Source organism: Staphylococcus haemolyticus, assembly GCF_006094395.1.
GTDB lineage: Bacteria > Bacillota > Bacilli > Staphylococcales > Staphylococcaceae > Staphylococcus > Staphylococcus haemolyticus.
In genome coordinates this window covers 655,123-674,797 of the sequence record NZ_CP035291.1, presented here as the reverse complement: position 1 = coordinate 674,797, position 19,675 = coordinate 655,123, and the positions used below count along the sequence as shown (strand labels likewise).

General features: G+C 31.6%; 20 protein-coding genes. 10 read left to right on the top strand and 10 right to left on the bottom strand.

The features are described 5' to 3' along the window. Positions 1 to 176 precede the first annotated feature (176 nt). A complete protein-coding gene (gene gltS, locus EQ029_RS03045) occupies positions 177 to 1,388 on the top strand; it encodes a sodium/glutamate symporter (RefSeq protein ID WP_053030515.1) in 1,212 nt (403 codons plus the stop codon). A gap of 108 nt (positions 1,389 to 1,496) precedes the next feature. Here the strand turns inward: gltS and fni are convergent, their stop codons facing one another. Both fni and corA read right to left on the bottom strand, forming a co-directional pair. Beyond that, positions 1,497 to 2,546, bottom strand: a complete 1,050-nt coding sequence (fni, locus tag EQ029_RS03040) for a type 2 isopentenyl-diphosphate Delta-isomerase (protein WP_016931136.1) — start codon at positions 2,544 to 2,546, stop codon at positions 1,497 to 1,499. 44 nt (positions 2,547 to 2,590) lie between these two features. Continuing rightward, positions 2,591 to 3,538 (bottom strand): magnesium/cobalt transporter CorA, encoded by a 948-nt coding sequence (gene corA / locus EQ029_RS03035; protein WP_011275036.1) that lies wholly within the window; start codon positions 3,536 to 3,538, stop codon positions 2,591 to 2,593. A gap of 120 nt (positions 3,539 to 3,658) precedes the next feature. Here corA and EQ029_RS03030 point away from each other — a divergent pair, with 120 nt between their 5' ends. After that, positions 3,659 to 4,135: a thioesterase family protein gene (locus EQ029_RS03030; RefSeq protein ID WP_011275035.1), complete on the top strand. Its 477-nt coding sequence runs from the start codon at positions 3,659 to 3,661 to the stop codon at positions 4,133 to 4,135. Positions 4,136 to 4,137: 2 nt separating this feature from the next. Continuing rightward, positions 4,138 to 4,533: a hypothetical protein gene (locus EQ029_RS03025; protein ID WP_011275034.1), complete on the top strand. Its 396-nt coding sequence runs from the start codon at positions 4,138 to 4,140 to the stop codon at positions 4,531 to 4,533. Positions 4,534 to 4,718: 185 nt separating this feature from the next. Here the strand turns inward: EQ029_RS03025 and EQ029_RS03020 are convergent, their stop codons facing one another. Then, the gene (locus EQ029_RS03020; protein WP_011275033.1) at positions 4,719 to 5,618 is read right to left on the bottom strand and encodes an alpha/beta hydrolase fold domain-containing protein; all 900 of its coding nucleotides are present in this window, start codon (positions 5,616 to 5,618) and stop codon (positions 4,719 to 4,721) included. Positions 5,619 to 5,813: 195 nt separating this feature from the next. Here EQ029_RS03020 and EQ029_RS03015 point away from each other — a divergent pair, with 195 nt between their 5' ends. Then, entirely contained in the window at positions 5,814 to 6,461 is a 648-nt protein-coding gene (locus EQ029_RS03015) for a hypothetical protein (protein ID WP_053020176.1), read from the top strand. A gap of 124 nt (positions 6,462 to 6,585) precedes the next feature. On the opposite strand, the gene EQ029_RS03010 is transcribed toward EQ029_RS03015, so the two are convergent. Next, positions 6,586 to 8,640: a DHA2 family efflux MFS transporter permease subunit gene (locus EQ029_RS03010; RefSeq protein ID WP_053020177.1), complete on the bottom strand. Its 2,055-nt coding sequence runs from the start codon at positions 8,638 to 8,640 to the stop codon at positions 6,586 to 6,588. A 12-nt stretch (positions 8,641 to 8,652) separates the two neighbouring features. Next, positions 8,653 to 9,300: an HlyD family secretion protein gene (locus EQ029_RS03005; RefSeq protein ID WP_057504788.1), complete on the bottom strand. Its 648-nt coding sequence runs from the start codon at positions 9,298 to 9,300 to the stop codon at positions 8,653 to 8,655. 128 nt (positions 9,301 to 9,428) lie between these two features. On the opposite strand from EQ029_RS03005, the gene EQ029_RS03000 reads away from it, so the two are divergent. Further along, positions 9,429 to 9,980: a TetR/AcrR family transcriptional regulator gene (locus EQ029_RS03000; RefSeq protein WP_037558672.1), complete on the top strand. Its 552-nt coding sequence runs from the start codon at positions 9,429 to 9,431 to the stop codon at positions 9,978 to 9,980. A 113-nt stretch (positions 9,981 to 10,093) separates the two neighbouring features. Here EQ029_RS03000 and tcaB read toward each other — a convergent pair whose 3' ends face one another. The 3 genes from tcaB to tcaR all read right to left on the bottom strand — a co-directional run bounded on the left by tcaB (position 10,094) and on the right by tcaR (position 13,495). Beyond that, positions 10,094 to 11,302 (bottom strand): putative multidrug effflux MFS transporter TcaB, encoded by a 1,209-nt coding sequence (gene tcaB, locus EQ029_RS02995; protein WP_057504789.1) that lies wholly within the window; start codon positions 11,300 to 11,302, stop codon positions 10,094 to 10,096. 259 nt (positions 11,303 to 11,561) lie between these two features. Continuing rightward, positions 11,562 to 12,926, bottom strand: a complete 1,365-nt coding sequence (gene tcaA, locus EQ029_RS02990; protein WP_053020135.1) for a membrane-associated protein TcaA — start codon at positions 12,924 to 12,926, stop codon at positions 11,562 to 11,564. A gap of 110 nt (positions 12,927 to 13,036) precedes the next feature. Continuing rightward, the gene (gene tcaR, locus EQ029_RS02985; protein WP_037558677.1) at positions 13,037 to 13,495 is read right to left on the bottom strand and encodes a MarR family transcriptional regulator TcaR; all 459 of its coding nucleotides are present in this window, start codon (positions 13,493 to 13,495) and stop codon (positions 13,037 to 13,039) included. Positions 13,496 to 13,969: 474 nt separating this feature from the next. Here tcaR and EQ029_RS02980 point away from each other — a divergent pair, with 474 nt between their 5' ends. Beyond that, positions 13,970 to 14,614 (top strand): YdcF family protein, encoded by a 645-nt coding sequence (locus tag EQ029_RS02980; protein WP_227529234.1) that lies wholly within the window; start codon positions 13,970 to 13,972, stop codon positions 14,612 to 14,614. Positions 14,615 to 14,735: 121 nt separating this feature from the next. Here the strand turns inward: EQ029_RS02980 and EQ029_RS02975 are convergent, their stop codons facing one another. Together EQ029_RS02975 and EQ029_RS02970 are read right to left on the bottom strand one after the other, a co-directional pair. Beyond that, positions 14,736 to 15,401, bottom strand: a complete 666-nt coding sequence (locus EQ029_RS02975; protein WP_011275024.1) for an ABC transporter ATP-binding protein — start codon at positions 15,399 to 15,401, stop codon at positions 14,736 to 14,738. Then, positions 15,401 to 16,456 (bottom strand): ABC transporter permease, encoded by a 1,056-nt coding sequence (locus EQ029_RS02970; RefSeq protein WP_011275023.1) that lies wholly within the window; start codon positions 16,454 to 16,456, stop codon positions 15,401 to 15,403. The genes EQ029_RS02975 and EQ029_RS02970 overlap by 1 nt, the downstream gene beginning before the upstream one ends. A gap of 135 nt (positions 16,457 to 16,591) precedes the next feature. On the opposite strand from EQ029_RS02970, the gene EQ029_RS02965 reads away from it, so the two are divergent. The 4 genes from EQ029_RS02965 (at position 16,592) to EQ029_RS02950 (ending at position 19,642) form a co-directional block, all read left to right on the top strand. Beyond that, complete coding sequence (locus EQ029_RS02965; RefSeq protein WP_011275022.1) at positions 16,592 to 17,266, top strand: response regulator transcription factor; 675 nt, start codon at positions 16,592 to 16,594, stop codon at positions 17,264 to 17,266. Then, positions 17,259 to 18,629 (top strand): sensor histidine kinase, encoded by a 1,371-nt coding sequence (locus tag EQ029_RS02960; RefSeq protein ID WP_011275021.1) that lies wholly within the window; start codon positions 17,259 to 17,261, stop codon positions 18,627 to 18,629. The genes EQ029_RS02965 and EQ029_RS02960 overlap by 8 nt, the downstream gene beginning before the upstream one ends. A gap of 123 nt (positions 18,630 to 18,752) precedes the next feature. Beyond that, positions 18,753 to 19,193, top strand: coding sequence for a LytTR family DNA-binding domain-containing protein (locus EQ029_RS02955; RefSeq protein ID WP_011275020.1), 441 nt, complete (start codon positions 18,753 to 18,755; stop codon positions 19,191 to 19,193). Beyond that, the gene (locus tag EQ029_RS02950) at positions 19,190 to 19,642 is read left to right on the top strand and encodes a DUF3021 domain-containing protein (protein WP_011275019.1); all 453 of its coding nucleotides are present in this window, start codon (positions 19,190 to 19,192) and stop codon (positions 19,640 to 19,642) included. Before EQ029_RS02955 ends, EQ029_RS02950 begins: the two co-directional genes overlap by 4 nt. Positions 19,643 to 19,675: the final 33 nt, after the last annotated feature.

Here is a 19,675-nt window from a genome sequence, read left to right as displayed (position 1 = left end):
CAATTAATTTTTTATCTTTTTATAAAATTATTAAAATTTCGTATTATATAAAAACCATAATACCTATCCTAGAAATCTATAATTTTTATATGTATAATGTTATATATGGGGATTTATAGCGCTTACAAGAAGTGCTATTTAAAATTTTTAACTCGTTTATAAAGGGGGCTATAAAAATGGAAATAGATGCGGTCACAACACTATGTCTTGCCTGTCTTTTATTTTTACTGGGTGAATTCGTCGTCAAGCACGTTTCATTTTTACAAAGAATTTGTATACCACCTCCCGTTATAGGAGGATTATTATTTGCAATTCTAGTTGCAGTCTTAGATACTTTAAATATTATTCAAATTAAATTAGATGCTAGCTTTATTCAAGATTTCTTCATGATGGTATTCTTCACTACCATTGGATTAGGTGCATCATTTAAATTATTTAAAATTGGTGGAAAGGTATTAATACTTTACTTTGTATGTTGTGCATTTCTGGCAATATGTCAAAATTTCATTGGTATCTCATTAGCTAAAGTATTACATATTAAACCATTGTTAGGTTTAACAGCTGGTTCAATGTCAATGGAAGGAGGACATGGGAATGCAGCGGCTTATGGTAAAACGCTCGAAGAAAGTTTTAATATTGATTCAGCTATCACAGCTGCACTTGCAGCAGCAACTTTAGGCTTAGTATTTGGTGGATTAGTTGGTGGACCTTTAGTAAAGGCACTTATTAAACGCTATAACTTAAAACCTGAAAATAGCGATGACTCGTTTAAAGATTATAGTAAAGTTGAATCTAACGAAGTGCTACATCGTAAATATCAACCTACACAAGTATTTTTTATCCAATTAACAATCATTGCACTGTGCATGTCAGTAGGTACATGGATAGGCGATCAATTTTCTAATTTAACTGGTCAAAGTTTACCTATGTATGTAGGCTCAATGTTTGTAGCAGTTGCAATTCGAAATGTATCAGAATATGCGAACATACAACTCATCGATTTGAAACTGAATGATCAAATTGGTGATGTGGCTCTAGGCTTATTCTTAGCACTAGCACTGATGAGTATTCAACTTACTCAAGTGTATTCACTTGCATTACCTCTTATCGCTATCGTTTTAGTTCAAGTCGTATTCATTTCATTATTTGCATTCTTTATACTATTTAGAGTGCTTGGTAAAGACTATGATGCCGCTGTTATGGCTGGTGGATTTATAGGTCATGGTTTAGGGGCTACACCAAACGCGATGGCAAATTTAGATGTAATTACTAAAAAATATGGTAGTTCACCAAAATCATATCTTGTCGTTCCTATAGTTGGAGCCTTCTTAATTGACTTAGCAGGTGTACCTATCGTTATGGGCTTTATGAATATTTTTGGAAACTAAAGTTTTATATTAGGCATTATAAAAAAGCAAGTTGGGAGTCCAAACTCTCAACTTGCTTTATTTGTGTAATTTATTAATGCGAATTATGGTTGAATAACCTATTCAATATTACCCTCTATGAATGTCTAAACCACGTTGTTCAATCCATGACATTAACTTATGGTCGAAAACGAACTTACTTTGTTTTAATTCACTAATATCTCGTGCATTTAACATTGTCATAATTGATTTCGTATGTTCAATAAATGACTCAACATACTCAATCGTTGTCGTAATGCCCCCATTTTCAACTTGATTTAAAAATGGTCGAGACATACCTACAGCTTTAGCACCTAATGCTAGGCTCTTAACAACATCTAGAGGAGTACGTACACCACCACTAGCAAAGACATTAAGTGAATCTTGATAAGCAGAACTTTCAAGCAATGACTCTACAGTTGACTGTCCCCAATTTGCAAGATAATCCATATCTTTATTTGAACGACGCTCATTTTCAATTGTGACAAAGTTTGTTCCACCTTTACCACTTACATCAACGTATGTAACACCAACATCAATTAAATCTTTATATAGTTCTTTGCTCATGCCGAAGCCAACTTCTTTAATAATAACTGGAACATCAACACGTTGAACAATAGCTGCTACATTATCTAACCAAGTCGAGAATTCACGATTTCCTTCAGGCATCACAAGTTCTTGTGGTGCATTCACATGAATTTGTAAAGCCTGTGCATCTAATAAACTAACCGCTTCTACGGCTTTATCTACAGGAACATCGGCACCAACATTACTAAAAATTATACCTTCTGGGTTGGTTTGACGTGCAATACTGAATGATTCCGCCATTTTAGGATTTCTCAAAGCGGCATGTGTAGAGCCTACAGCCATTGCTAATCCAGTTTCTCTAGCGACAACTGCAAGTTTCGCATTAATTTGTTTTGTCCATTCACTGCCGCCTGTCATCGCATTGATATAAATTGGATATGTCATATCAAAATCTGTTGTTCGACTTGTTAAGTCTACTTCATCTACATTTATGTTAGGGATTGAATGATGCACGAATCTTACTCGATCAAAGTCTGATTGAGGTGCATCACTTTGAGCCATTGCTATTTCAACATGTTCATTTTTCCTCTGTTCTCTTTGAAAGTCACTCATCTTTGTACCTACCTTTGCTTAAATTAATAAAGTTTCAAAATATATTAGAACCATTTTTTTCTTTTGAAAAAGATAATCAATGCAATAGCTATAATTAACATGACGATCATACAAATTGGATAACTATATTGCCATTTAAGTTCTGGCATATATTCGAAATTCATGCCATAGACACCTGCAATAAATGTTAAAGGTGAGAATATGACTGAAACCAATGTTAATACTTGCATGATACTATTCATTCGAAATGATGAATAAGATTCGAAATTTTCTCTTATTTCATTAGCCATCTCCTGTGATGTTCTTATGATATTATTTTGCTTTATTAGATGGTCATCGATATGTTGAATATACATCGAATGCTTACTATCTACAATCAAATTACCTTCAGTTTTAATTGTATTAACTAATTCTTGCATAGGGAATAATACCCTTTTAATTTTGATTAAATCAGATTTAATTTGAAAAACATTATCCATTATTTTTTTACTTTGAGTATCATCTACATGTGCATCTTCAAAGTTATATGTTTTATCCTCAATTGTATAAACGAATTCAAAATATTTATCAACCATCATATCTAAAATATGTATCACTATATCTGCACAATCCAAGTCTGGTTCATGATGTTGTGCATTCATTTTAGCCACTTCATTTAACGATTCAAAATGTTTGTGGTGATATGTAACAAGTACTTTCTCACTTAAAAATACATTTAAAGAAATTGGAGAAAAATCATCTTTGTACATACTGTGAAATACTAAATATTGATATGATTCATAGGATTTATATTTTACACGTGGCACACCTGTAATGGCGTCTTCTAACTCTAAATAGTTAAATTCAAATTGACTTATTAAATAATCATTCTCTGCTTGTGTTGCATTTTCAAAATCAAACCATACAATTGTTGCTGTTTCAGGAATCTCCTTCACACTATCAACTTGAGTGAGCGATTGATTTTTAGTTTGATATCGAATTGTCATAGTCATTGTTACGTTTACCTCCTACACAACCATACGTCTTTCATTCTACCATGAATTAAATCATGTGTATGTGTTATTTTTATTTAGTAAAATAGAACTATCAATATATGAGCGAGGTCTTTAGTAATGAGTAATCCTGTAATTATTAATAAAGTGGTAGAAGCAAATCAAATTGATCATAACAATCACATGCATGACTCAGAATATAATAAAGTGTTTAGTGAAGCTGTAAATGAATTTAACTACACGCATGGACTTTCTTTAAAGGAACGTGAGGTACTTCAATACACAATGTTCACTTTAGAAGAACATACGACGTACCTAGCAGAGTTATCACTCAATTCAACTTACCGAATCGAAGTTTATATCTATGATTATGATTATAAGCGTGTACATTTCTTTTTAATGCTTTATACAGATGAAGATGAACTTGCTGCAACTAACGAAGTTATCATGATGGGAATTGATAGTAACAAACGTAAGTCTGCTCCTTTTCCAAGTGATTATCATCAAAACATTGCTAATTATTATAATCAACAAGGTACTAATGATTGGCCTAAACAATTAGGTCATCAAATAGGAATACCTAAAAAGGAGAACTAAAAATGGTATCACAATTTCGCAATCAACTTTTAGAATTATTATATGATTTAAATGATGAGCTTAAAGTAAACTTAATAGAACTCAATAGTGCTAAACAATTATTTATGAATGGTCCCAGTCAGGAATTGCTTAAAAGAGCATTTAATATTAGTTATTATCAAGGACAGAAACAAGCTATTGAAGCATTACAAAATATCGTTGCATCAGAGGAAAATGAAGAAGTTTTGAAACGTTTATTAAATGACTATGCAGGTCAATTTGCGAACTTATCTTCGAATTTAGTGAATTTGTTAAATCAACAAGATGTATCTCAAATAGATTTGTCACAAGCCATCGACAATTATTATCATAACTTAGGTCAACAAACGGTTATAACTAAAGTTCAAAATTTAATTTAAAAATTTCGAACAAAGAAGTTATTCATATTTCATGATATGAAGTGACAGAAGACGAAGACTCATCTTCAACAAAAAGAACTGAGAATGACCAATTAAATGCCCTTCTCAGTTCAATTACCTACGTGATATCTGCTAAGTAGACTTAGAGTACTTTTTTTATCAAACTATGTTTTGTTGTATGTTAATTATGCATCAATCGTCTTAGTAATTTGTTTAATTACTTTGTGTGACTCATGTATAGGGAATAAAGGGAAATCATGGAACATTTTCGGATACTCAAAGAATTGAACTGGTTGTCCCTTTTCCTCCAAATTATATACAAAACGCTTCATATCTGGATGATAAATTTCTCTGCCACCACCGAATATAACGATAGGTGGTAAATCGTGTATTTGTCCATAAATTGGTGATATTAATGGATTAGCTAGTGCTTCTCCTTGCGTCCATACATTGAATATACGTTGTAAGCCATCCTTGTTGACGAAACGGTCTTTATTGCTTAAATCCTCAGTAATTTCAGGATTAGTCAATGTTGCATCCAACATTGGTGAAAGTAAATAAACTTTATTAGGTAATGGTTGATTATTAGCCACAAGTTGTTGAACGTAACTTAGTGCTAATGCCCCCCCAGTACCATCTCCCATAATAACGATATGTTTGGCATCCACTTCTTCTAATAAAGATTGATATATCCCATCGATTGCTTTAAATGTGTCTTGAATATGGTGTTCTGGTGCTTTAGGATAAATTGGCAACACAACTTCATAAAGCGTACTAAGTGCAAGTTTGTCCATAAATCTCCAATGAAATGGTGAGGGTTGTAACGTATTATAACCGCCATGAATATAGAGAATTTTCTTTTTTGTTTCATGACGAAAATTAAATCTAAATACTTGCATATCATCGTGTGACAACTTATCTAAATTAGATTTAACATTTAAACTTGAAGGTTGCTTATGCTTCGCTTGATTAATATCTTTTCTTTTATCCATGAACTTATCGAAATCTGAATCATTATCAAACATTATTGAACGATTGTGCAGTAAGTATCGATTGATGATTCGATTAACCATATGTGATCTCATAAAATTCTACCTACCTTAATTAATAATAAATTACTTAAACGTCATTACATTAAGCACAAAAAGCGATATAATGAAAACTATGTTCTAAAAAATCATGATTAAATATTTAATATAATATTGTTATTTGCATATTAAATTCAGTATAAATTAGTCAATCTTAGAAAACAAATGAATTATAGAAAAGGAGTTAGAAAAGTGTCAGAAAGAAGAACAACACAATATGATAATAGACCTCCTATTGATAATCACAACTATCTTCGTTCTAATCGTAACAACCGAAAAAGAAGATCTTGGGTGAGTTTAATTATCCAAATCATAATTTTCATATTAGTAGCTATTACGGGTTATAGTATGTACAAACAACCTATCTTTAATTTAGCATTTGCTAATCAACCCATTAGTTACGGTCAGATTAAAGATTTTCAGAATACGGTTACACAAATAGGTACACTTAATATTAATTTAAGCCAATTAGCTAATCTTGAAGATGTGGCCAATCGTCTCGTATTTATTTTTAACACATTTTTCATTTTAACAATTGTAAGTTTAGTTATCACTATTTTGACTATTATCTTCAATCGAACTTTATTAAAGATTTTAAATTTTATTGTGATTTCAATATTATTAATCATGTCGCTGTATTTTGGATATGCAATACAAGTAATTGGTCAACGAATTGCTGATAAACTACAAAGTTTCTCATTAAATGTTTCTGCTAATCAAATTATTAGTGAAGCGGATGCTATTCATAATGCACTTATTTTATTAGTATGTAGTCTAGCTTTATTAATTGTTAGTTTCTTTTTCAGAAATCGAAAAACGAACCATCCTAAAATCAAATAATATATTTTTTGCCATTGTAGACGCGATAATTTAGTCACAATGGCTTTTTTTCTAATAAAAAAAGTATCGATCACACTTAAAGAAGTGTACCGATACTTTAAAAATAATGTCCCCCAACATCATTTTATTTAAATTTATTACTTTCTGCATGCATCATTCTTTCATGTTCTGCATCAGCACCTTTTTTACCTTTTAAGAATAAACTTAAAATAAATGCTAAGACTGCTAATCCAGTGGCAATCCAGAATGCATCGTTAATGCCTTCGATATATGCAAGCTGATTTACGTATTTTAAGATAGCTTGTACTGCTTCAGATTGACCACCATATTGTGCCGCCATTTGACGGACGTGGTCTTGGATCACAGGGTTTGTTTTATCTAATTCATCAGTAAACGCACCAACATGATTTGTTGTCTGCGTTGTCATAACAGTAACAAGAATCGCAGTACCAATTGAACCAGCTAATTGTCTCATCGTGTTTAGGAATGCATTACCATGAGAAATGAGTCTTGGTGGCAGTGCGTTAATGGCAGCTGTCATAAGTGGCATCATTACAAACGCCATACCGAATGATCGAATCACATAAATACTCATTATATGAAGATATGGTGTATCCATATTTAATTTAGTAAGTTCCCATGTTCCGTAGGCCATTACAGCTATACCAAACAATGCTAAAGGTTTTAAACCAATAGTATCAAGTAGCTTACCAGTGATTGGTCCTAATATACCCATCACTAATGAACCAGGAAGTAATAACAGTCCTGAATCAAGTGCTGAGAAACCACGTAAATTTTGTAAGTAGATAGGTAATAAAATCATACCACCGAATAAGCTCATCATAACAACCATGTTAATAATAGTTGTTAGTGTAAATGTTGATGATTTCAACACTTCAAGATTTAACATTGGCGCTCTCATTGTTAATTCACGAATGACGAATGCAGCAATGAATATCGCACCAATTATGAACATCGTTACGATTTCAGCTGAACCCCAACCTTTATTACCGGCTTCACTGAATCCGTATAATAGTGCACCAAATCCAATCGTACTGTAGACGATACCTTGATAGTCGGCTCTTGGATTTGTTGTTCTTTGATACAATCTGAACCAGAAATAGCCAAATATCATTGCAGCAATTCCTAGGAAGAACATACCATAGAACATAACGTTCCAATGATAATTTTGAACGATGTAACCTGATAAAGTTGGTCCAATAGCTGGCGCCAATATCATTGCTATACCCATCGTTCCCATTGCAACGCCACGTTTTTCTGGTGGGAAAATTGTAACGATTACGTTAGAACCTAATGGCATTAATACACCAGCACCAATGGCTTGTAGTACACGTCCACCCATCATCATAGGGAAGTTATTAGAAAGTGCACAGACTAGTGAACCAATAGTAAATAATAAAAGTGCAATAATAAATAACTTACGATAAGAGTATTTATTAAATAAGAATGCACTTATTGGAATTAAAATACCATTTACTAACATGAATCCTGTCATCAACCATTGTCCAGTTGACGCAGAAATATTGAATTCTGTATTAATCTTAGGCAATGCAACGTTTAATAACGTTTGGTTTAAGATGGCTATAAACATACCAAATAGCATTGCTGCTAAAATTTTATTTCTTGTAATCCCTTCTCCAAAAACAAAATCTTCTTTTTGTTTCTTAATACGTTCGTTTACACGTCCTTCTTGAGAATCAGGATTAATAGGTTCATAAATTGAATCCTTAGGTAGATGTTGATTGTTTACATCATCATCTTGTTTGTCATCCTCAGTAGCATCATCAGAATAATGTAAGGAATGTGATGCTTGCTTTTGCTCAGGATGTATTTGCTCTGATGCATGATCTTGCTGATCTTGTTCATTCTCGAAATGATTTTTTCGTTTATCATTTTCAATGTGTCTATCTTCAGAGTTCATGTGACGCTGTTTATCATCGTCTCTTTGAGAATCTTGCGTGTGATTCGACACTTTATCTCGGTCTAAGTCACTGATTTTAAATTTAGATGGATTACTTTGACTTTTAGATTCTTCATTTACGTGTTGTCCCTTAGCTTGGTTCTTACGTTTTTTACGTGATTTCAACACAAGAACGTTAACTAAACCAACTAAAATGACCGCTAAAACAATATATCCAACAATGAAGGTCGTTGTCATTCTATGACCTCCTTAGTCTTTATGAATTTTTACTTCAGCGTTCATTCCAGGAACAACATTTTTAGATGGTGCAGAATCTAAAGAAATTTTAACTGGTACTACTTGAGATACTTTAGTGTAGTTACCGTCAGTGTTAGATGATGGCATTAATGAGAAGCTAGCTGCAGTTGCTTGGCCTACTTCTTCAACTTTACCGTCAACGTCAGAATCTTCACCGTCGATTGTTACGTCAACTTTGTCGCCTTTTTCTACACTGCTAACATCTTTTTCGTCAATATTTGCTGTAATATATAAATCATCTAAATTGTAAGCATAAGCAATTGGTGAACCTGCTTGTGCAACTGAACCTTCTATACCACTTGTTTTAACGATAGTTCCGTTTTGTGGCATTTTGATATCCATTGTTTGTGACTCACCGCTTTGGCTTTGACCACTAACTTCTGCTACTTTGTCACCTTTTTTAACTTTGTCCCCTTGTTTTACATCAAGAGATTTAACTTGACCTGAAGTTGGGCTAGAGATTTGAATTTGTTCTCCATCAACTTTGGCATTATCAGTTGTTACAAAGCTTGTAGCATTATGATATAAGTAGAAACCTACAATACCAACTACAACTAGAACAACGATTGTGATGATATTAATTAACACCATTTTCTTCATTGAACATTTCCTCCTATTTGCTTTTCAAAATCACTTTTAATATTATAAAGACATATAAATAAAATTAACACCAACAATTATTAGTAAATTGTCGGCTAAATGAAGTACGAGATAAATCAGGTGACAAGATGAAGCAAAATGCTAAATATAAAATTATAAAAAGTTTAATTGATTTATTAGAAATTTATCCCTTCGAAAATATATCTATAAAGATGATTTGCGCAAATAGTAATGTCAATCGGTCAACTTTCTATGATCACTTTCAAGATAAATTTGACTTGCTATCAAAAATCCAAAATTATCATTTGAATAAATACGAACACTTACTTAAAGCATTCTCTTTTAATTTTGATAATATTAAAAAAAATCCTGAAAAAGTATATAAATTCTTCCATATTATTCTGAAATATATATATAGAAAAAAAGCATTTTACCATGCTATTTTTATTTCTCATCCAAATAAAGAATTAGTTATGGAATATATTGATATTACGAAACAGTATTACACGAGAATTTTAGGAGAAAATAATACGACCATTCAAAACGTGCCTTTTTTTATAACTTATACAATGAGTGGTCAAATAGGTGTCATTTTAAATTGGTTAAGATTAGGGTGTCAAGAAAACCCGGATGAAGTAGCAAGTGCATTACTAGCTAACACACTAAAAGTTCAAAGATAGTTGCATTTAATCAATGAAGAAGCCATTAATTGAGTTAACTCGATTAATGGCTTCTTCAATTTGATACTGTATTTAATTATTTCATCATAGCATAGTAATTAATTTAATTTCTTTTATACTTTGTCATGCTTAAATACTTTAATATTTAATAATTGTAAAATGATAAGTAAAATTGCTGTGAGACTAATAATAATGATATAAGGCATACTGTTATATTCACCTTTTAGATTAACAAGTGGTGTCACAAGGCCACCTAATAAAGATTGTAATAATCCCAATAAACTTGATGCGCTCCCGCTTCCGGTTGTACGTTCTTCCATTGCAATTGAAAATCCTAATGTCGCGACGCCTGTAACAGGTGCCACTAAAACGATAAAACCTATAACTAATAACGCAAAATGCCAATGATTTATTAATGTTAATGACACAATCACAACGCCAATGATTTGGATAATTGTAAATGCACGTAGTAGCACTTGTGGGTGAAAATAGTCTACTAATTTTCCAGCAATCTGACTCGCAATAATAAGTGTGATTCCCACTCCTGCAAACATCCAACTAAAGTGTAATGGCGAAACACCATATATTTTTTGAACTAAAAATGGTGATGCAGAAATGTAACTAAATAACATGATGAATGTAACGCCTTGAATGAGCATAGGTAAAACAAATCGTGGTGTTGTGAGTAAACTTTTAAAGTTACTAAAAATCACATTCACTCCACTGCTATCACGATTTTTTACCGATAAAGATTCAGGAACTTTAAACAATGAACCTAACACCATTAACACACCAAATAGCGTTAAAATGACAAAAACCATTCGCCAAACAGCAAAACTTAAAATTAAGCCCCCTAAAGCTGGCGCAATCACAGGTGCTACACCATTAACTAGCATGAGCAGTGCTAAAAATTTAGTTAGTTCATTTCCACGATACCTATCACTAGCAATCGCTCTTGATATAACTGCTCCAGCACCTCCAGTGAAGCCTTGCACGAATCTAAGAAATACCATAATCCAAATATTTTCAACGAAGACAATTCCTAAACTTGCTAAAGCAAATATAATCATAGATATAACTAGTGGTTTCTTTCGCCCAATACTATCGGATATTGGACCTACAAACAGATTACCTAACCCTAAACCTATCATAAATAAAGATAAAGTTAGTTGTGCATTTGCAGTAGTCGTATTAAAATCATTTTTTAATTCTGGTAGCCCTGGCAAAAACATATCTATAGATAAAGCACCTATAGCAGTTAAAGCACCCAATATAATAATAAATAACGGTGAATTTTTCTTTTGTTTTTGCTCTATATCCATTATATTATCCCACCTTTTTAGGTTTCATATTTTTATGTATTGATTAAAATTTAATAAGTTGGAATAAAACATGCTTCAATATTACTCTAGCTTTCGAATTTTTAAACCACTTACTGAAATTTTAAGTTTGTGTTTCGCTCATTCTCTTATATATGACTAGAACTGAGAAAAGCTTCATTTAATCACCTTCTCAGTTCAGTCTACAAATACTTATTTAGAATGAATGTTAAAGATACAATTTTGATCGCTACTCATTCATTTATTTTGAATCAACTATTTGAATATTACCCGTATCACTATCTTCTCTTAATTCATAATTAGTGGTTTCATACTGCCCATTGCTATTTAAATGTTGCACTTTAGTATTAATCGTGTTGCCTTTTTGACTAGCACTTATAACTTGTGGATTAATAAAGGCAACTGATTGGTTTAAATTGTTTTTTATAGACTTATAGATACTCGATTTATCTTTTAAAAATGTACTCACTAAATTGAAATCACTTCGTGAAATAGCTGAATTCAAAGTGAAAGAATAATTACTAAAGAAATTACTTAGCTTTGTTTTCAAACTATTTTCTTCCGCTTCTTTTTCCTCGATATAATCACTAATCTCTTCATCATCAAACTCTAATGTAGCACTATTAATATTACCTAAATCTCTTGCTTTGATTGTTTTTGTCTCTGCATGGAATGTTTTCCCTTTTGCCTTACCTAGCGCAGAAACTGTAACATCTTTCGTTTGAGGATAAGGTCCATATTCTCTAGAACTGCTATATTTCATTTGTTTATCATTTATTTCAACTTTTAATGAGTCTTTGTCTAAATCACTTTTTCCTTTTAATTTGACTGTTAATAACGCTTCGTTGAAGTTTTCGTTTACTTCAACTGTGTTACTCTTTCCATATCTAAAGTCAAATTTAAGTTGACCACTAAACTCTCCATATTCTGTTTCTTTTTTAGCATCAACAGAATATATACCTGGGATATAAGTACCTAGTGAAGTCGTCTTATTCGCATCAGCAATAACTGTTTTCTTTTTTCCACCATCTTTAAATTCATACTTCGTATCCAATTTAGGTTTCACAATTGCCTTCTTTGTCGGAGCAGTGTAACTCATATTATCGAATATTAATAATCGTGTACCATTTTTACTTACACGTAAGTAGTTATTACCTGCACGCGTTTTTAAATTTATTGCCTCTTTAGAATCACTTTTATTAAGTGTTTCTACTGTAGATTTAATATCGCGCGCAAATTTCTTCATACCAACTTCACTTCTAATATAGTCTATATATACACTTGCCTCATCAGAATCTATATGAGAATTTTTAGAGCTTAATAGCGTCGCTACTTTTTGTGAATCATTATTATCAATTGCATTAACCAAAATCTTTGTTTGTGCATCAGGTGAATTGTAATTTCTAACCAATACAAACACAATAATTAGTAAAACAATGATAAACGCAACGATAGCCCAAGGAATAAACTTTCTTATCCTAATATTAGATGTGTTGATTTGAGGGGAGTTTATTTGATTGTCTTTATTGTCTAATTTATTCCCACAATTAGGACATTTGTTTAAGTTGCTATCAATTTTCTGTCCACATTTCGGACATGTACTCATTTAGTCACCAACTTCCCCTCTACTAGAATATATTTATCGATTGATATTTTAATTTCAAATAAGAATATGATTTCTATTATATAATAATCATTCTAGACCTTCATACTAATTTAAACTTTTGAATTAAATTTTTTTACTCTCTCATCTATTATATATAATACACTTAAAGCTTTCTCAATATCTTTACTTGATAAATCAGCTACCATATCACTAACCATATCGCTAACAATTTTATTGTTTTCTTCAGTATATTTTCTACCTTTTTCCGTTAGAGCAACATATTTTAGTCGTTGATCAATATTGTTATTTGGCTTTTGTAATGCTACGAAGCCACTATCGATTAGTTTCTTGATACGTCGACTTACTGCTGCTTTATTAACACCTTGCTTTTCAGTTATTTCAGTAATTGATAATACTTGATGATGGCTTAGCAATCTTACAACATTGGATTGCTCCATTGAAATACCATACTTGCTTTGCTGATCTTTTAATAACTTTGCAGTTAAAGTATTAGTATCATCTATGAATTGCTTCATAAATTCGATGTGGTTTCTTGAAATTATGCTCATTACTTTACTCCTTGTTAAATAGTAATCAATAGCGTTTTACATACTCTGTTAAATGATATCAATAAACAATTCTCTTGAAAACCTAATTACGTTATTAATAGTTGCTAATTGGTAAGTTGTTCGATTACATTTATATATATAAAGAAATTAGAGGTATTCCTTATGATCGCAATTATCTTAGCTCTTATTGTGTTATTGACTGTACTAGGTGTATTATTCAACGTGAAATGGCTTCTGAATTTAAGATTGTTTATTACAACTATTATATTATGTATGTTGATTACTGTTTTGAATCTATTAACAATGACACTCCCTACTACACTTATAATAATCATGATTATTACTATGGTTGGTTTACTAGTAAAGCACAACCATCTTTTCTCCTTACAAAAAGGTCAAGCTTTTTTAAATAAAATGACGAAATATCTCATATTAGGAGTGCTTTTTACATCGATTCTTGCATATCTTAGTACTATGCCTGTTCCTATAGTTAATGGTGGTTTCTTGTGGCTAACAATGATTGCTATAAGTACTTGTTATGCATTACTGCTTTACATGTCTTGGTCATCAGCTTTAGGTCGCATCTCAACTCATAAGCAGTACGACTTAATTATGGTATTAGGAGCTGGAATTTTCACAGAAAAAGTTACACCAATGTTAGCCGAAAGATTAAATCGTGCACTTAGTGTATATCAACATCAAACTGACAAATGTAAAATAATTGTTAGTGGTGGTCAAGGGCCAGATGAACCCATATCTGAAGCATTAGCGATGCAGCGTTATTTAATACAACATGGGGTTCCCCAATCTAGTATTATTATGGAATCTCAATCGACAAATACGTTTGAAAACTTCTATTATTCAAAAAAAGTCATACACAACTTATACTCAAATAGCCCCAACATACTTTGTGTTACGAGCCAATTTCATATCTTACGAGGAATGAAATTTGCGCATACGAATCGAATGAAAGTTGATGGTATAGGAAGTCACACCCCTTATCATTTCTTTGATGTCGCATTAGTGAGAGATTTCTTAGCACTAATGTATCAATATAAATTACTATTGACCATTTACTTTGCAGTTTTATTTTTTGCTTCTCTTTTCATTCTATTTTAAAAAAGGCGGGAGTGGAACAGTATGTTTTGTTCCACTCCCGCAAAATGATTATAGCTGAGAGAAGTTTAATTATTGTGTGATTTAAATGACACAACTATTTAAACTTTCTAAGTTTATTTTTTCATAACTCGATTTTACCATCTTGTATTTCAATCACTCTATCTGCATATTCAAATAATCTTTTATCATGCGTAATCATAATACCAATCATATTTTTAGTTTGAACATGTGCTTTAATCATTTGCACAACAGATGTCGCTCTATCTGCATCTAAACTGGCAGTTGGCTCATCTGCTAATATGATTTTAGGTTCATTCATAAAAGCTCTCATTATAGCGACGCGTTGTTTCTCTCCTCCAGATAACAAATGAGGATAAACATCTAAACGATGACTCAGACCTATCTCATTTAATAGTCTTTGTGCTTTATCTTTAGCCTCTTTACGCTTTATACCCGCTTCTTTAGCTACAATCATTAATTGTTCTCTAACTGTTAGATAAGGAACTAAATGAGATGATTGAAAAATAAAACCTATATCATTTAGTCTTAGACTTGTTTTATCAACTTCCTTTGAAAATAAATTCTCGCCTTTATACAAAACATCTCCACTTGACGGACTTAGTAATCCACCTAAAATATTAAGAAGTGTAGATTTACCTGATCCAGATGCGCCACTTAGTATGATGAATTCACCTTGATTCACACTAAAATTAATATTCTTTAATACTTCTGTTTGTGCATCTCCATTGCCAAATGTCTTAGTAATGTGTTTGAGTTGCAATGCCATTATTCCATACCTCCAATTGCTTCTATAGGATCTACTTTTAGAACTTTTATAAAGGATAATAATGCACCGATTAACCCTACAATTAGAAATACGACTATCATTAATAACACCTGACTATAACTTAGATAAAACGGCATAGTTACAGGCATAAAGGCATTTAATATAAGTATGACGGAAAATGCTAAAATAACACCTACCATTGTTGTTAAAATAATTTGTAGTAAAAGTGCAGTTAATAAATGTTTCGTTTTAATACCTATGGCTTTAAGAATGCCTATTTGAGGTATTTTTTGAATCGTCATCACATAGAAGAACGCACTTAAAACAATTGCTGTAATCACAAATAGACTAATAATCATTAAATTAAGCGGCATTTGTTCTGCTTGATAACTAGCAATGTTATCAGTTAATGCCTTTTCATTTACAACCTTTATTCCTTTAATTTGTTTAAGTGATTCTTTGTTATCTTTGTTGATTTTGTCAACCGGATAAAATGTTGATACTTGTTTATTCAATGACTTAAACGCTTCTTTATTCATTAATATCATTGAACTATGTGAGTACATCGATTCATTCATTATGCCGCTTATTTTATAGTTATGATGATGTCCTTTAAAAGTTACAGTATCTCCAACTTTCAAGTCATTTCCAGTCAGTTTCTCACTAATAGCTATTTCATTCTGTTTTTTTGGATAATTACCACTTACAAGTTTTGGCGTAAGATGTTTAGGCGTATTTAATGTGATAACATCTTGATCTTGTTGGTTTATTTTAAGTGTTTGCGTCCCCATTTGAGTTGCATTTTCATGAATGATCTTCTCTATTTTGTTTTGTTGTGATTGGTTCAACTGAGAACTTTCTAACTTCGGTTCCTTATTATCTTCGACTATGTAATGTTCAGCTGGCATATTATTTAAATATGATATATTTTCTCGTGCTAAGCCTTGAGCTAATCCACTAATAAATAACACCATGCTTCCTAATAGAAATATAATTAACATGATTAATGTATAACGAAATCTGTAAAATTTTATTTCTTTCCATGCTAAATTCATATTCAGTACCTCCCACTGCTATTTCAATACATAGTTTAATGACACATTATGAACTGAATATGAACTTTAAGAAGAATTGTTTTTTGATATAGTTATTCATATAATCATTTTATGAATAATAAAGGAGTAAAACTGATGGTGAAGTGTTTAATAGTAGATGACGACTATAAGATATTACATTATGTATCTCAACATCTCGAAGCAGCCCAAATTCAAACCGTCACTCAAGCAAGTGGTGAAAGTGCAATCGCGTACCTTGCAAATAATAAAGTCGACATTGCAGTTGTTGATATTATGATGACTGGCATGGATGGATTTGAATTATGTCAATTGCTTAAAAATGATTATGATCTACCTGTCATAATGTTGACGGCAAGAGATGCTCTGAGTGATAAAGAACGTGCATTTGTAAGTGGAACAGACGATTACGTTACCAAGCCTTTTGAAGTAAAAGAATTGTTATTTAGAATACAGGCTGTGTTAAGACGTTACCAAATTAATTCTCAAGACATTATAAAGTTAGGAAATGTTACTCTAATTCAAGAGTATATGGAATTATCTGTCGACTCTAAAAATGTTAATTTGCCTACAAAAGAGTTTCAATTATTATTTTTATTGTGCGGTCAACCAAAACATATTTTCACAAGAGACACACTAATTGAGCGGATTTGGGGATTCGATTATGAGGGAGATGAAAGAACTATAGACGTTCACATTAAGCGACTACGTCATCGTTTAAATCAATTAAAAGCCACAATTGAGATACAAACAGTTCGTGGACAAGGATACAGGGTGATTACACATGTTTAAGACGCTTTATACTCGTATTGCAATTTACACGATTACAGTCATTCTTTTTAGTGCTTTAGTCAGTTTTCTTTTCGCAAACGTGTACTATCATTTCAATTTAAAAGCACATAATGACGCAAAAATTATGCGTACTTTAAAAGAGGCAAGAGCATTCCATACATCTTCAAATCAATCTGACACTCAATCATATTTTAAACATTTAGGAGATATGAACTATCAAATTATGATTGTAGATCACTCATATCATAAAACATTTTTTGGTGAACCATTCCGAAAAGACACTATTTCAGATTCAGCAATTAACCAAGTACTAAAAGGTAAAGCCTACCATGGTATTAAAAATAAACCTTTCGAACTATTTATAACTGGCTTTTTTGATAATGAAACGGATAATACTGTGGGTATCCCTTTTAACCAAAATAATCAAAAGCTTGCCGTATTTATGCGTCCTGATATAGGTGAAACATTTAGTGAGTTTCGCACTTTTCTAGCTGTTCTTTTAATATGCTTATTAGGTATATCTATCACGCTCGTTATTGCATCTACATATTCAATTATTAAACCTATAAAAATATTGAAGCAAGCAACTGAACGTTTAATGCATGGTGATTTTAATTCACCAATCTATCAAAGTCGTCATGACGAAATTGGTACGTTACAATATCGATTTGAAGCGATGCGACAATCTTTAAAACAAGTAGATGATATGCGACAACACTTTGTTCAAAATGTTTCACATGAAATCAAGACGCCATTAACGCACATTCATCGTCTACTTAGTACGCTACAAAGCAATGTAAATCAAGGAGAGCGTGATCAGATTATTCATGAAATTCATGAAGAAGTTACGCATTTAAGTAATTTAACAAAAGAATTATTATTATTATCTGAACTAGATAACGCTACTCATCTAAAATTTGAAGATGATGTTCACTTTAAAGAATTAATAACTGACATCATTCGTCACGAGCAATATGGGATAGATAACAAACAATTAATGTTGATGTCTGATATAGATACGGTTCATTTCCGAGGAAATAATCGTTTATTACATCAAGCATGTTCTAATCTCATTCAAAATGCAATTAAGTATTCTAATCCCAATAGCATGATTGATGTGAATTTATTTAATAACGAAGGAACTATTTATTTTACCGTTACTAATGAAGGGCATACCATTCCAGAATCAGTGCAACCTCATCTATTCGATCGTTTTTATAAGCGTAATGCTGAGGACAATAGCAATGGATTAGGATTAGCAATTACTCAATCTATCATTCATTTACATCGTGGACAAATATCAGTAACTAGTAATGACCGTGACGGAACGACGTTTACAGTGACATTGCCTGAAACTAACTAATCAATTTAGTTAGATATTATTTTACAAAGCTAACCACTTACTTCAATATATCTACCATTTAATATTGTTCTAAAAATTTTCTATACATTTGTGGTTAAATGACGTTGAGGAGGCATTAGTCGAATGAAACTACGGTTACATATATCACCCGAAGAAGATGAGAAGTATATCGCGATTCACGCACCTGAATTTGATGATGAAGTACAGCAAGTTATTACAAATATTGAAGATTTGAATAGTTTAAAACAACTCTATGGCAAACAAGATGACATGATCCATATTATAGAAATTCAAACCATCATTAGTTTTCGTACACATAAAAATCAAGTCATTGCAATTAGAGACGGCGAACAATTTAAATTGAAAGAACGATTATATGAACTTGAAGAAAAACTTCCTACTTCATTTATTCGAATTTCTAAATCTGAAATTGTAAATATTAATAAGATTAAAAAATTGCAATTGGAACCTAATGGTTTGATTAGAATTTATTTGCAACATATTGATTATACCTACTCCTCTAGAAGATATTTAAAATCCATAAAGGAGAGACTTTCATTATGAGAAAATTATATCAATTTGTTAGTATTTCTTTAGTAATAGGTTTAACACTTTCTATCATTTTTAGTTATATCAATGCTGGCGGTGAATATTATCCAATTTCACCAGTTACAACACTAGGTAAGTTATATTATTCACACTTGTCTGAACCAATTGTAATGCTCATCGCCATTTGCTTGTGGCTTTTAATTGGTGCATTATTTTACTTAGCAAACTTTTTCTTTTCGCACACAGATTGGAGTATCACACGTAGCACATTAATGCATTTTATGTTGAGTTATATCGGATTATTACCAATTGGTATTTTATCCGGATGGTTTTCGATAAGTGTTTCAAATATATTTATTTTTACATTCTATTTCATCATTATCTACATCATTATTTGGATAATAGAGTTTTTAAAAAGTAGAAAATATGTTTCTGAAATCAATAACCAATTAAATAAAAAATAATTACTAATGAAAAAGCTCCTTATAAAGTAAACA